This window comes from Nostoc cf. commune SO-36 (genome assembly GCF_023734775.1).
GTDB classification, from domain to species: domain Bacteria; phylum Cyanobacteriota; class Cyanobacteriia; order Cyanobacteriales; family Nostocaceae; genus Nostoc; species Nostoc commune_A.
On the sequence record NZ_AP025732.1, the window covers coordinates 6610912 to 6625011 of the forward strand.

A 14100-nucleotide genomic window follows, 5' to 3' on the forward strand; every position below is an offset into this window, starting at 1 on the left:
TTAATGGAATAGTTTATTTTCTGGAAGTCCCTTTAACTCCCAATGCCCAATGCCCCATGCCCAAAGCCCAATGTATCAGTTACTATCGTTGAACAGTAACTCAGTATAAAAGGGTGTGAGTAGGTGAAGATGGTACTGATCGTAATTTCGGCGGTGGTTGTGGGATTGTTTTTGGTAGTTGAAATTGGACTGCGATCGCTGTTTGGTTTTGGTAATCCTCTGATTTATATTGGCGATGAGGAAATTGGTTATTTATTGGCTCCTAACCAGCGTACCCGTCGTTTTGGTAATCGCATTGAAATTAATGAATATTCTATGCGAGGTAGTTCGCCAGAAAAGATGCCTGCACCTTCAGGACTGCGAGTTTTATTGTTAGGTGATTCTATCGCTAATGGTGGCTGGTGGACAGATCAAACAAATACAATATCTAGTTTGATGAGGCGTTCTCTGGCATCATCAAGTAATAGTAATTATCAGGAGGTGGAAGTGCTGAATGCTTCCGCTAACTCTTGGGGGCCAAGGAACGAATTAGCTTATTTAAAGAAGTTTGGCGATTTCAACGCGCAAGCAGTGGTGTTAATAATTAATACTGATGATTTGTTTGCTACTGCTCCCACTTCTTTACCAGTAGGACGCGATCGCAATTACCCAGATCGTAAACCTCCTCTGGCGTTAGTGGAAGTGTGGCAGCGTTATATCCTTAAGCAAAAGCCAATACCCGAAATACAAGCAGTGCAAAATGAACCAGGCGATCGCGTGGGGATTAATCTGGAGGCGATCGCTAAAATTCAAGCCCTGACTCGTCAAACCAACAGCCAACTTTTGTTAGTCATGACTCCCTTGCTCCGAGAAATTGGCGAACCAGGCCCCCGCGATTACGAAATTAAAGCACGTCAGCGCTTGAGCGATTTTACGAAAGCACAGCAAATTACTTATGTAGACTTTTTTGCCGATATTCAATTCAACCATTAACCCACAAGGTTTATTTCACGACCACATTCACCTCAACTTGCAAGGCAATAAATTTGTCAATGAAGTTATGGAGCGATCGCTTTTGGAAATACTGGAGGAGTCGTAAATCGACAACAGATGTCGATTGCCAAATTATTTGACCACTTGACAAAATAATTTTTTTTTAAATACTTATCTTAAAACCCTTGCATAATAAGGGTTTTGTCGTTTGAGGCTCAGTCTAGCAGAGAATGATTGCCAAATTAGTTGTCCACTTTCAGGTGTTCGACAAATTATCTGTCCTCTATCAAAAATCGCTGTTCTCCAAGCTTTTACCAAACTTGACAAAATAATTGTCCTTTATAGCAGTACAATGCAACTACATTTGTATTAGACAAATATGTTTGACTATGAAAGACGATATTTCCAATGGTGAGCAAAACCCGGATTTATCACAAGTGAGAAATCCGGGATTACTCATTACTCATTACTCATTACTCATTACTCATTCCCTCACTTTTTTCCAAGGAAGTTTGACTGTAAATCGACTGCCTTTGCCTAACTGACTTTCGGCATGGACAGTACCACCATGCAACTCGACAATTTTTTGCACCATTACTAATCCCAAACCAGTGCCTGGAGAACGATGGGTAGAAGAATTTTCAACCTGCACAAAAGGTTGAAATAATTTGAAAAGGTCATCGGAAAGCATACCAATACCCGTATCTACTACGCTGAAAAAGATATATTCATTTGTGGAACTTGGTTGGACTTCAATCCAGACTTCGCCTCCTTCTTTAGTAAACTTGATAGCGTTAGTCAACAAGTTAATGAATACTTGGCGAATGCGGACTTCATCAATTTGGATAGGTTCGAGTTTTTCTGGTATTTGTGCCCTCAACCGGATATTTTTCTCGAACGCTAGATGTTTGACAAAACTTAGGCTGGAATCACATAATTCCTGAATTGAAGTAGTAGCTAGTTGCAGTTTTATCTTGCTAGATTCGGTATCGGTAAAGTCAAGAATCTGGTTAATTAATTCTAGTAAGTTCTTACCGCTAGATTTCGAGCGTATTTAGAGGACTGGCGCTGTTCTTCATTCACAGGGCCATACACTTCACTTTGAAGTCCTTGTGTCATTTCTAGAATAGAGCTTAAAGGATTTCTCAGATCGTGGCTGATGTTTTCTAAAAAGGTACTTTTGGCACGATTGGCCACTTCAACAGCTTCTTTAGCCTCACGCAGAGCAGATTCTGCACGTTTGCACTCGCAGATTTCTAAAGTCAAGGCGACGAATTCTGCAATTGAGCTAACAAAGTTTTGCTCACTCAGTTCCCATGTTCGGGGAGCATCAATTTGCTCATACAATACCGTTCCCACGACTTTATCCCCAACCCAAATAGAAGTATCAATTAGAGATACAATATTCTTTGGTGCTAGTAATTCATCCCATAATTCTTGTACTCGGAGATCGGTACGAGTGTCGGTGACGATAATAGTACTCGAAGCTGCCAGGGTTTTGAAGTAGATTAAATAATCTGCAAGGTTGCGTTCTAAACCTGCCGAATGTATCTGGTTACTACGTTCATAGAGATTTATACATTGTAGTTTGGTGCGGTCGCTATTGAATAACCAGACACTTACTCGCTCTACTTCTAAAGCATTTGCTGCTTTTTCGGTGATAACTTTGAATGCTGTTTCTAAACTTCCTTCTGAAATTGCTTTATGATTTGCCAGTTTTACTAGTACTTGATGATGCTTTTGTAGTTTTTGCTCACTGTTCATGCGTTCTTGAGTTCGCTGCTTAACTTGTAGTTCTAATTCTTCATTTTTGTTAGTTAGTGCAGTAAAGTTTTTCTGTAACTCTTGCGCCATCTCATTAAAAGATTCACCCAGCACTTCTAGTTCTTTAATGCCTTGTACTTTCACTATTGAGTCTTTGCAATTAAAATTGGCTAAATCTTTTATCACATTGCTGATATACAAAATTGGCTGAGTTAACCAATTAGCAGTAATAATCCCCAATAAAATAGCTAAACCTAATACTCCCAGACAGAGAAAAATTGTAGTTTGAGCGTTGCGGTTAATCTGTCCAATCAAATCTGCTTCGGGAACAGCTACCACAATCAACCAGTTGACATTTGATTCGCTTTGTAACGGTCTAATTTCTAAAAATTGTCGTTTGCCATCAACTGAGAAATCTAGTTGCTGTAAACTTTTAATCTGGTCAAAGTTATTAAATTTAGTCGTTAAATATTTAGCGGTTGCTTGAGTAAAATAATTCCTGCTTTGGGTAGCTGCTAACCGAATGGGTTTACCATTTTGTAAGCGGAATGGTTCTTCGGTTGTGGAACTTGCAACTAATAGCCCCGATCGCTCGATAATAAATATCTGTCCAGACTTGCCAACTTTGATGTTTTGCAGCAAATCTCCAATTTGTGATAAATGAGTTAAAGTGCTGTTGACTCCGAGTAACTGACCTTGTGAGTTATAAATGGGTTGAGATGCACCAATGAGCAGCGTTGGTTCAGTGAGGGGTGTAAATATCTGACTAAAGCTGAACTTTTTGGCGGTAACTGCTGTTTGATAATCAGGACGCGATCGCGCATCATAGTTTTTAATCACCTCTGGTAGTTGAGTACGTTGACCTTGAGAGTCAATTTTGTACGTGTAGAGGTCGTAACCAGTTGACTTTCCGGCTTTTCTGAGTAAGAATTCGCGATCGTTAAGCTTCTCTGCCGCTAAGTGTTCTTGCTGTTCATTACTTGCCGTTAAAATCAACGCATCGGGAAAAATCTTTAACTGCTCTATTAAGTATGACTCCCAGGTTGCCAGATTTTCTATCTTCAGCAACCCCAGATCAATAATATTTTGGTTACTGCCTAGTACTTGACGCGGAGTTGATAAATAAGTTTGTAAATTTTGCTCTACTCGATTACCAATTTCACGACGCAACTTGCTGGTTACTTCATTGACTGCTTTTTGTCCATTGTCAATTGACAAGTATCCAGTCAATCCCACAGCTAGCGAGATTTGTAGCAGAAACAACGCTACTAAAATCAGCTTTAGAGGTACGCCTTTAAACAGTGAAAAAGCACCACCTTGTCCAAAATTTTTGTTCATTTGCCCACTTTCCATGCTACCCCTTCCTATCTTGTAGTACTGAGTACAACACCTCGACTTCGCTGTATTGTGGGCTGATGCATAGTTTGTACTCGGTCGGGTCAAGTGCCAATATACCACTTCTGGCAAAAGAACAAAACGTTAATTAACTGAACTTGTCGATTTTGACAGGTGAAATATTATCAAATTTCATGTTTAATCAGACCTACTTACTTGAAGAGAATCTTTCAGTTCGTATACCAAATATCTAAATATGATACCGAGCAAAAAGTCTTTGTTCACAACATTTAAAAGATGGGAACTCTAACTAATAAGCTTAATTACAATATCCCATCCAAACCGGCTAATCATGCTCCATCCTAATCATTCCACTTTGGGCCAATCTTCTTACCCTCGCTTGACTAGAAGCCTGAGTGCTGTTGAAAGTTGGGGCTTTGGTTTAACAGCTCATATTTCTTGGACAGCATTGGTTCCAGCAATTCATGCTGCTCTCGGTGTCCAAGCTATTTTTGTTTGGATACCTGCGGTGATTTTTGGAATGCTGCTTAACTATCAGGTAAAACGCTTGGGTATGCATTTCATAAATGTGGCCGGAGGAACACCTAACTATGCTACCAAGTTACTGCAAAACTACCCAGGACTAGCTCGCTATGCAGCCATTGGCTACCTCCTCACCTGGGTTTCCTACCTGTCAGTTAATACAATCGTACTCAGAGATTTGATTAAAGTGAATTTGCAGGCGCTGGGTGTTACCTGTCCAGACATCTTTCTGGATATCGGCTTTACACTGTTGCCTTTTATCGTGGCGTTTAGCGGTACTCGCGCCCTAAGTATTTTACATTTGTTTTTTGTAATTCCAGCCTTGGGACTGCTAATTACCTTTTGTGTCCAAGGTCTTAGTTGGTTAGCTTTTTCTCCCGTTAGTCCTGGGTTTTTTCCGAGCAGTTGGTCATCTTTGAGCTTTGTGGATTGGGCAAAGTGGTTCTTTTTCGTCACTTATGCAACCTATAGCTGTGAAACGGCTTCTTCTTTCGTCGCCGATAGTTGCCACCCCACCAAGACGCTACGCTTTCTAGACGTTGCAGCTTGGATGATGCCACCCATCTTTATCGGGGGATCTTGGGTAGTAATGCGGTTAGCAACAAATCCAGACCTTAAAGATAATGCTTTCTTAAATCTTGTGGCAGCTTCCCAGCCATTTTGGGGAAGATTCGCTAGTGTAAGTGTTTCTTTTTACTAGTAGCTGCTTGTCTACTTGGTTCGGCAACAGTCGTTTCTAATTGCCCGCGAATTTTGTATCAACTAGCTTTAGATAACCACATCTCACCAGTATTTTCTGTTGTATCCCGTCGGGGTGTGTTTACTCCAGCATTGATGTTGACACTGGTGTTTTGCTTAATCTATTTAATTTGGGGAGATGTAGCGCGAATCGTGGCTGTTGGTAACATCGGTTGGTTTGTCTCCTTTATGTTACTGCATTTGGGGCTTTGGCTTGGGCGCGATCGCTCAGAAGTTTTGTTCCCTCGCTTATCTCTGGGCATTCTGCTGTTAGAAGTTGTAGTGCTGGTAGTGGGTGGACTAGCCTGGGGTTGGCTCAACTTGCTAATTGGGTTATTATTTCCCATTGGTGTTATGGCAATTGATGCAGTAATTCGCCGTGTAAATTTCCCCCCGTTTCATCTCAGTTGGTGGATGCGGCGACATCGCAAGCGCCCTGTAATAATCATCAAAGACTCAGTAATTATTCAGGTGAGCATTCTGATTTTTTTACTGTGCAGCGCCGTGGGAGTTGGCTGGTTATTTGGTGTCAAACTGAATAAAGTGGCAACTGCGGGGGGTGAAAATATATTTGTAGTGCTGTTGATGAGTGTCGCATTTGTGGGAGTAGCGATCGCTTGTTGGACAAGTTTACCCCAAGTAGTTGCGATCGCAGAAGCAAGAGAAGCTGCCGAACACTTGTTTACTGTCGCTCAAGATGGCATTTTAGTCGTAGATGAGCAAGGCATTATTCGACAAGCTAACCCAGCCACTGAATCATTCTTTGGTGTCACCCCATCTGAGTTGCGGGGAAATCACCTGAAAAAATGGCTACCTGCATTAGTTTATGAGTATTCACAGCAGTGGAAAAAGCGTAGCGAACAAACTATACTCGGCAATGGGAAAAACAAAATCTTAGAAGTTTCGATTTCAGACCGACCCCATCAAGATTTTCAAGAGTATGTCGTCATTCTCCACGATATTACCCAGCGCAAACAAGCAGAGCAGATATTGCGATATTCAGAAGCACAATTGCGCCAAGAAGCAAAGCAGTTAGCATCTCAACTAGTGCATAGTGAAAAAATGTCTAGTTTGGGGCAGTTGGTAGCAGGTGTAGCGCACGAAATCAACAACCCAGTCAATTTTATTTCTGGCAATATCACTTATGCCAATCAATATATTCAAGATTTACTCAGATTGCTGCAATTGTACCAGCAAAACTATCCTAATCCAGTAACGGAAATTCAAAAAGAAACAGAAGCGATCGACTTAGATTTTCTGATTGCAGATTTGCCCAACTTGCTAACTTCTATGAAAGTTGGTGCAGAACGAATCACAGAAATTGTCTTATCTCTGCGAAACTTTTCTCGGTTAGACGAAGCAGAAATGAAAGCTGTGAATATCCATGAGGGTATAAATAATACGTTGATGATTCTAGAACATCGCCTCAAACCTAAATCTAACTATCAAACAATTGAAATTATTAAAGAGTACGGCGATCTGCCATTAGTAGAATGTTATGCTGGACAACTGAATCAAGTATTTATGAATCTTCTGGCAAACGCGATCGATGCTTTAGAAGAGGCAGTGGAAAATGGTGCATGGGGAGCAAAGGAAAAAGCGCTTCTTACTCCTCAGATACGGATTCATACTAAACTTACTAGCGAAAATCAGGTAGTTATTTGCATTGGTGATAATGGAATAGGCATTCCAGAAAAGTTACAAAAACAATTATTTGAACCATTCTTTACTACTAAGCCAGTTGGTAAAGGTACTGGCTTAGGTTTATCTATTAGTTATCAGATTATCACTCAAAAACATCAGGGAACATTACAATGTATTTCTGCTCCTGGACAGGGGACAGAATTTGTAATTATAATTCCGCTAAACCAGCAAGCTATTTAATTGTCAACATCATCTGATGTGGTTAAAATTTTAACCAAAATAAAATAAATATAGCGTTTCTCGTTTATGCAATACACTCTGACCTCTCTCCTTTTAGGCTACGGTGTATACACAAGTCTTAGAGGTTGTTTGAAAAGTGGTTAGCTGTGATTTTCAGTACCTTTTGATCCCCCCTATCCCCCCTTAAAAAGGCTACCGTGTACACACAAGTCTTTTAAAGTTGCTGTGTAACGTAGGGTGGGTTAATTTTTGCAGGTTGATGCAATAAAGGTGCAGGTTGATACAACTAAGATGCAGGTTGATACAACTAAGATGCAAGTCGATACAACAAAGGTGCAGGTTGATACAACTAAGATGCAGGTTGATACAACTAAGATGCAAGTCGATACAACAAAGGTGCAGGTTGATACAACTAAGATGCAAGTCAAGAGACTTGTGTGTACACCGTAGCTTTTTAAGGGGGATTTAGGGGGATCTACGCTGAGTATTTTAGTTGCTCATCTCGACTAACTTGCAGGAGCGATCGCAGTATGAGTAGGGGCACGGCATGCCGTGCCCCTACGGGTGTACTTGCAGGAGCGATCGCAGTAGCTCGATTCCTTAACGCCATTGTTGTTGCAGTGCAGCTCGCAGGTTTCATAGAGTAGAAACATGGAAACCCCTGTATGAGATTTGCTTGCTCTATTTTCACCCTTGGCGTTGCTTGCTGTTTAATTAGAGTGTTAGGCTGAGGTTTTCTGGCTAAACCACCTGTATAGGCTGTTACTCAGAAAAAGTCTGGCTATTACTCCGATTTTGGTAGTGAGAGAAAGGATTTGCTCATGGCAAGAGATGAGGGTTATCGGCAAGCAGAGCAGCGTATTGAAAAGGCACGGCAAGAGGGAGCAATAAAACTTGATCTCAGCAATATAGAACTCACTGAGATACCAGAAGCGATCGCATCCCTGACTGGGTTGCAACAGCTTAACCTCTACAACAACCAACTCACTGAGATACCAGAAGCGATCGCATCCCTGACTGGGTTGCAACAGCTTAACCTCTACAACAACCAACTGACCGAACTGCCAGATGCGATCGCATCCTTGACTCAATTGGAAGTGCTTGACCTCCGCAACAACCAACTGACCCAAATTCCAAAAGCGATCGCATCCCTGACTGGGTTGCAACTGCTTTACCTCTCGAACAACCAACTGAGCCAACTGCCAGAAGCGATCGCATCCCTGACTGGGTTGCAACGGCTTTACCTTGACAACAACCAACTGAGCCAACTGCCAGAAGCAATCGCATCTCTGACTGGGTTGCAACGGCTTAACCTCTCGAACAACCAACTGAGCCAACTGCCAGAAGCGATCGCATCCCTGACTGGGTTGCAACGGCTCAACCTCGACAACAACCAACTGAGCCAACTGCCAGAAGCGATCGCATCCCTAACTGGGTTGCAACAGCTTGACCTCCGCAGCAACCAACTGACCGAACTGCCAGAAGCTGTCGCATCCCTAACTGGGTTGCAACAGCTTGACCTCCGCAGCAACCAACTGACCGAACTGCTAAAAGCGATCGCATCTCTGACTCGGTTGCAAGGGCTTTACCTCTCCGACAACCAACTGACCGAACTGCCAGAAGCAATCGCATCCCTGACTCGCTTGCAAGGACTTTACCTCAACAACAACCAACTGACCGAACTGCCAGAAGCGATCGCATCCCTGACTCGGTTGGAACTGCTTTCCCTCCGCAACAACCCTCTTAACCCTGACCTTGCGGCCGCTTACGAACAAGGCACAAAAGCTGTTTTGCAATACCTGCGGGCACAGGCAGAAGAACAGATAACTCTGAATGAAGCCAAACTGATTCTAGTTGGCGAGGGTGAGGTGGGGAAAAGTTGTCTGTTGGGTGCATTGCGGGGGGATGAATGGGTAGATGGTCGCCCCACAACTCACGGAATTGAAATTAAACCTGTAATCGTCACCGATCCCAATAGTGGCACAGAGATATCACTCAATGGTTGGGATTTTGGCGGACAAAGGGTTTATCGACCGACGCACCAGTTATTTTTCAGTGCGCCAGCCGTGTATCTCGTTATCTGGAAACCACGGGAAGGCCCCCAGCAGGGCTTTGTCAAAGAGTGGATTACGCTGATCAAAAATCGAGAACCAGATGCAAAGGTGTTAGTAGTTGCAACCCACGGCGGCCCCGGACAGCGACAACCAGACATTGACAGACAAGAAATTCTCAACTCAATTCGGCAAAGATACGGTAATCGACTTCTTCCATGTAGACAGCAAACCCAACCAAGATACGACGCATTGCACCGGGATTGTAGAATTAAAAAATGCTATTGCTGGTATCGCTGCATCTCTTCCCGAAATGGGGCGATCAGTTCCCGCAAAGTGGCAACGGGTGCGAGAAACCTTACAGACAAGTAAAGAAGCCTATCTCCCCTACAATAATGTCATTGCCATCTGCGCTAAAGAGGGAATCGATGAGGAGCAAGCAGAACTTTTCCTTCGCATCTCCCATATACTAGGGCATTTCATCCATTATCATAACGACTCAACACTACGCAATATCGTCATCCTCAAACCCGACTGGCTGGCAAAAGCGATCAGCTTTGTGCTAGATGATGAAACGACACGCAAACGCAACGGTTTGGTGGAATTTGAGCATCTCAGTCAGTTGTGGAGCCATCCGCCATTTGCAGGCGAAGAAGGCTACCCCTCAGAATTGCATCCAATCTTTCTGCGGCTGATGGAACGCTTTGATCTATCCTACAAAGTGGTATTCGAGCGGTCAGAAACTAGCAATACCAGCCTCATCGCTCAACTTGTTCCCGACACACGCCCAGAGAAATTCGCTACTAATTGGGGAGAACAACCGGAAGCGGGAGACAGACAACAGGTGCAAATCTGCCGCATTGTGGATGGTCGCGGACAGTTTGCAGTAGCAGAAGGATTATTTTACCAGTTGATTGTCCGGTTGCACAAATACTCACTGGGACGGGCGAATTACAATGACAGCATCCACTGGCAACGGGGCTTAATGCTTGACAACGATTACAACGGTCGGGCATTGCTGGAGTATGTTGGCACTGATGTAAAAATCACAGTGCGAGCAGCTTATCCAGAACGCTTCCTGTCTTATCTCACAGAAGAGATTAAATGGCTAGTAGAGAATTTCTGGGAAGGGTTGCGCTGTAACGTCATGGTTCCCTGCATTGCACCTTGCGGTATGAATGCCCCTGGAAACGCACTATTTGATGTACAAAAACTAATTAAGAACAAAAAGAGGAATAATCATGAGGTTCAGTGTCACATTTCCGGGTGTGATGAATTTCAAAACATCGATCAATTGCTGAATAACGCGTCGATTGCTCAACCCCCATCCCAAGAAATTGGCATTGAGCAATTCCGATACATTGTGAAAGACGAGTTAAACGTTATCCGCCAAGATTTGAATAAGTACGATCGCCTAGATCAAGCACGCTTTGAGGTATTATCTCATCAGCAACGCTCCATTTTAAGCCAAGTCGATCAGCAGTTTGCAGAAATGATGCAGATGCTCACCGATGAAGCAAAAGACGGGCCACGCCTGTTCAGCTTTAAGCCCATTGATCGGAAATTTTTTGATCTCCCCCAATGGACGAGTGCCAAGTTTCAACTTACTCTCTGGTGCGAACACTCTCGTAAGCCACTTCCAGCTTTAAATCACGGTGACAATAAAAAGGGAGTCTATGAATTAGACTTGTCTCGTGAGTGGTTCATCAAAGCAGCCCCCTATCTCAAACTGTTACCGGAATCCTTAGCCTAGTCTTACCTGTGGCAGGTTCGGCAACTAAATTTATACTGGATGACACTACCTACAAAGTTTTTGAAGAACAACTCGATTTGGGACAAAAAAGCATCGAGTCTACTTTGAAAGGCAGCGATATGGTTTTGACTGGAAAGTCCAAGAGCGACACCTCTTTCTTGAAGGCGATGCAATCCGCGCTCAAGGCTCGATTTTGCGAGAATTACACGCCTTTCTGAAAGCAAAAGATCCTAGTTTTTGGTGGTTTAGTGCGGGTACAGAACAAACGCCGTGAATTTCTGTGGGTTCATTCTGATTTTCAATTTTTGGATGTGAATGAGTTTTTGATATCGATTTAGTGAAAAATTGAATTGATTTTTAACTTCGCAATGAGGTTACATTCATATCGTCATTTAATCTGCGAATCAGCCGAGATAACTCACGAATGATATTCACCGCAATTTCGGGAGTTTCTTCGATCGCATCATAAAGTTGCTCTTGCGTCAGTTCTAAAAATTCACAAGGTTCTAGAGTCGTTGCACTAGCAGAACGAGGTTGAGTATCAAATACTGCCATCTCACCAAAGTATTTTCCCTGTTCTACCTCAGCTAGCTGTTTATTCCCAATGTGAACTTTAACTCGACCTGACACTACAATATAGAGCGATCGCCCTTCTTCTCCCTGCCGAAAGATGGTGTAATTAGCTGGAAATGACAATTCGTTCATTACTGAAGTGAGCCGCACAACGAAATCGTCCCGCAATTCCTTAAAAATGGGGACTCGCCGGACAAATAATAAACGGTCAACACTGGTTAGCATAATTACAAGTTAAGCATCAAACATTACTGTAAATTTTAAACCTGAAGCCAGAGCGCAATTAGTCCATATTAACTGATGTTGAACGCTAGCCGCCAAGTATATCTCAAATACCAACAGAAAATCACTTGTAGCGATTCTCGATTGCATAAGCTACACGGGTAGATTAGCACAGCTAGCTGTAACCGTACATTGCTATCAGCTTAAAGTTAAAGCCAATCTAAAAAAGCTTTTAGCAGATAATAGGCGTTGCTGAATTAAGGGATGATTCTTGTGGGGTGGGCATCCTGCCCGCCCGGAAATACAAGGGACGGGCTTTTCGGCCCATCCTACAAAAATAGTAAAATCATCCCGCAAATATGCAACGCCGCAAAATATTATCAGTTATTTAATTCCATCAACTTTTTAGTTTTCAAATCAGCCGCTACAGGTTGAGAACATGCAATCTGAGGAGAGATAGAGCAAATTGCCTCTGTGGTTGTTTCAAAACAATTTGATAAGCCAATTGTTTTTAACAATCCTGTTCGTTCTAATAATTGTTTGACTTCGGGTTGTAAACCTGTGAGAATTAAGCGGCAATTGTGCCGTTCCAAGTCATGATAAATATCTTCTAAAGCTACTAACCCAGTTGTGTCCATATTTGGCACAAACCGCAACCGCAGAATTAAATACTTCACTTCCGGTTCATCGCGGAGGAAGGTAGCAAACCTTTCAGCAGCGCCAAAAAATACGGGGCCATCTACCCGATAAACGGCAATCTCTTTACCTAATTCTAGAGGAATACCAGGGGGAAATACTTCGGTTTCAGGTATTTTAACTAAGCTTAAATCGCTCATCCGTTTGATGAACAAGGCTCCAGCTGCAATCAATCCTACTTCGACGGCGAGAACTAAATCAAACAAGATTGTCACTAGCCAAGTGAGAATCATTACAGCAAAGTCGGAGTAGGTAGCACGCATTAATAAACCAATGGCTTCCCACTCAACCATTCGCAGACTAACCACCATCAAAATGCCAGCAAGTGCTGCTAAAGGAATCTGTGCTGCTAAGGGCGCTAAAGTTAAAACGATTATGCCTAAGGCAACGCCATGAATTACCCCAGATAGTCGGGTTTTACCGCCAGAACGGACATTCACAGCAGTGCGAGCGATCGCACCTGTGGCGGGTATGCCCCCAAAAAATGGCACAATCATATTAGCCAAGCCTTGACCAATTAATTCGCGATCGCTATTATGTTTCTCGCTGACTGTCATCCCATCAGCGACAACCGCCGATAGCAACGATTCAATACTCCCCAGTGCAGCTAATGCCAAAGCTGGATTAATTAGTTCTCGAATCACGTTAAAATCATTCCAGTGGGGAATACCTTGAGGCATCGGTAAAGATTGAGGAATAGTACCAATTGTGGGTACATTTAGATGGAAAGAAGAAGCGATCGCTGTTGCTAATACCAGCCCCACTAAAGAACCTGGTATTGTCGTATTAATCCTGGCCCACAAAAGATTAGTGGCAATTACCACCACTGCTAAGGCAACTGCTGCCCAGTTTAAAGCTTCTACATGAGTTAGACTTTGCCACAGTCCCGGTAAAAAATGTTCGCTACGTGGTAATTTTAAACCAAAGAAATTATTTAACTGACCACAAAAAATAATTACGGCAATACCGTTAGTAAACCCTGCTGTTACCGGTATAGGGAATAAATTTTACTAACTGTCCAAGTTTGGCAACCCCCAAGGCAATCTGGATAATTCCAGCCATCACCCCAGCAATCCAAACTTTCTCAAGGCCGTATTTGGCGACAATTCCCACCAAAACTACAGCCATTGCTCCTGTTGGCCCTGTAATCTGTACTGATGAACCACCAAAAATTGCCGCAACAATTCCCGCCACAATCGCGGTGTAAAGTCCCGCTTTTGGTTCTACACCACTGGCTACCGCAAAGGCTAAAGCCAAAGGCAATGCTACCACTGCTGCTGTTAGCCCTCCGGTAAAATCGCCACGCAGCCCACCAAACAAGCGACTTAGACGCAAAAGCAGAGGTTCTTTGAGGATATTAGATGTTGCCATATCGTCATTTTCAACTTTTGTACACAATTTGTTGAAGCACACCCAAATGTTATTCCATATTTTCCGTGGTGTTCATCAGGGTTGTCGAAAATTCCGCGATTGTGTATGGGTTTTTGGCTCAAGTTCGCCTATTTGCTGATTAATAAAAGCGCAGGTTTGCTTGACATAATCAATATAGTGTGTATACGAGAATTAGCG

10 protein-coding genes and 2 pseudogenes are annotated in these 14100 nt (G+C 42.9%); 7 read left to right on the plus strand and 5 right to left on the minus strand.

Features of this window, described 5'->3' with window-relative positions; all coding sequences use genetic code 11:
• Window positions 1–129 precede the first annotated feature (129 nt).
• Window positions 130–1078, plus strand: a pseudogene (locus ANSO36C_RS29770) (SGNH/GDSL hydrolase family protein).
• 378 nt (window positions 1079–1456) lie between these two features.
• Here ANSO36C_RS29770 and ANSO36C_RS29775 read toward each other — a convergent pair.
• Both ANSO36C_RS29775 and ANSO36C_RS29780 read right to left on the minus strand, forming a co-directional pair.
• Window positions 1457–1852 carry a sensor histidine kinase gene (locus ANSO36C_RS29775; protein WP_251957689.1) on the minus strand — a complete coding sequence of 132 codons (396 nt, stop codon included), beginning with the start codon at window positions 1850–1852 and terminating at the stop codon, window positions 1457–1459.
• 140 nt (window positions 1853–1992) lie between these two features.
• Window positions 1993–4074, minus strand: a complete 2082-nt coding sequence (locus ANSO36C_RS29780; RefSeq protein ID WP_251957690.1) for a cache domain-containing protein — start codon at window positions 4072–4074, stop codon at window positions 1993–1995.
• A 349-nt stretch (window positions 4075–4423) separates the two neighbouring features.
• Here ANSO36C_RS29780 and ANSO36C_RS34595 point away from each other — a divergent pair, with 349 nt between their 5' ends.
• From ANSO36C_RS34595 to ANSO36C_RS29790, 3 genes are all read left to right on the plus strand, one after another.
• Window positions 4424–5314, plus strand: a complete 891-nt coding sequence (locus ANSO36C_RS34595; RefSeq protein ID WP_323374538.1) for a hypothetical protein — start codon at window positions 4424–4426, stop codon at window positions 5312–5314.
• A 53-nt stretch (window positions 5315–5367) separates the two neighbouring features.
• Window positions 5368–7236 carry a sensor histidine kinase gene (locus ANSO36C_RS29785; protein WP_323374539.1) on the plus strand — a complete coding sequence of 623 codons (1869 nt, stop codon included), beginning with the start codon at window positions 5368–5370 and terminating at the stop codon, window positions 7234–7236.
• Window positions 7237–7485: 249 nt separating this feature from the next.
• The gene (locus ANSO36C_RS29790; protein ID WP_251957691.1) at window positions 7486–7686 is read left to right on the plus strand and encodes a hypothetical protein; all 201 of its coding nucleotides are present in this window, start codon (window positions 7486–7488) and stop codon (window positions 7684–7686) included.
• 25 nt (window positions 7687–7711) lie between these two features.
• Here the strand turns inward: ANSO36C_RS29790 and ANSO36C_RS29795 are convergent, their stop codons facing one another.
• Window positions 7712–7876: a hypothetical protein gene (locus tag ANSO36C_RS29795; RefSeq protein ID WP_251957692.1), complete on the minus strand. Its 165-nt coding sequence runs from the start codon at window positions 7874–7876 to the stop codon at window positions 7712–7714.
• Between the two features lie 181 nt (window positions 7877–8057).
• On the opposite strand from ANSO36C_RS29795, the gene ANSO36C_RS29800 reads away from it, so the two are divergent.
• The 3 genes from ANSO36C_RS29800 to ANSO36C_RS29810 are packed head-to-tail and all read left to right on the plus strand — an operon-like array spanning window position 8058 to window position 11258.
• On the plus strand, window positions 8058–9659 hold the full coding sequence (locus ANSO36C_RS29800) for a leucine-rich repeat domain-containing protein (RefSeq protein ID WP_251957693.1): 1602 nt from the start codon (window positions 8058–8060) through the stop codon (window positions 9657–9659).
• Entirely contained in the window at window positions 9601–11040 is a 1440-nt protein-coding gene (locus ANSO36C_RS29805) for a COR domain-containing protein (RefSeq protein WP_251957694.1), read from the plus strand. Before ANSO36C_RS29800 ends, ANSO36C_RS29805 begins: the two co-directional genes overlap by 59 nt.
• A gap of 8 nt (window positions 11041–11048) precedes the next feature.
• A complete protein-coding gene (locus tag ANSO36C_RS29810; RefSeq protein WP_251957695.1) occupies window positions 11049–11258 on the plus strand; it encodes a hypothetical protein in 210 nt (69 codons plus the stop codon).
• 139 nt (window positions 11259–11397) lie between these two features.
• Here the strand turns inward: ANSO36C_RS29810 and ANSO36C_RS29815 are convergent, their stop codons facing one another.
• A complete protein-coding gene (locus ANSO36C_RS29815) occupies window positions 11398–11838 on the minus strand; it encodes a Crp/Fnr family transcriptional regulator (RefSeq protein ID WP_190942959.1) in 441 nt (146 codons plus the stop codon).
• 377 nt (window positions 11839–12215) lie between these two features.
• Window positions 12216–13902, minus strand: a pseudogene (locus tag ANSO36C_RS29820) (SulP family inorganic anion transporter).
• Between the last annotated feature and the right edge of the window lie 198 nt (window positions 13903–14100).

Bases quoted from the DNA above. Each gene is read 5' to 3' on its own strand.
- ANSO36C_RS34595 (WP_323374538.1), top strand. From the start codon at position 4,424: ATGCTCCATCCTAATCATTCCACTTTGGGCCAATCTTCTTACCCTCGC.
- ANSO36C_RS29815 (WP_190942959.1), bottom strand. From the start codon at position 11,838: ATGCTAACCAGTGTTGACCGTTTATTATTTGTCCGGCGAGTCCCCATT.
- ANSO36C_RS29780 (WP_251957690.1), bottom strand. From the start codon at position 4,074: ATGAACAAAAATTTTGGACAAGGTGGTGCTTTTTCACTGTTTAAAGGC.
- ANSO36C_RS29795 (WP_251957692.1), bottom strand. From the start codon at position 7,876: ATGAAACCTGCGAGCTGCACTGCAACAACAATGGCGTTAAGGAATCGA.
- ANSO36C_RS29800 (WP_251957693.1), top strand. From the start codon at position 8,058: ATGGCAAGAGATGAGGGTTATCGGCAAGCAGAGCAGCGTATTGAAAAG.
- ANSO36C_RS29805 (WP_251957694.1), top strand. From the start codon at position 9,601: ATGGGGCGATCAGTTCCCGCAAAGTGGCAACGGGTGCGAGAAACCTTA.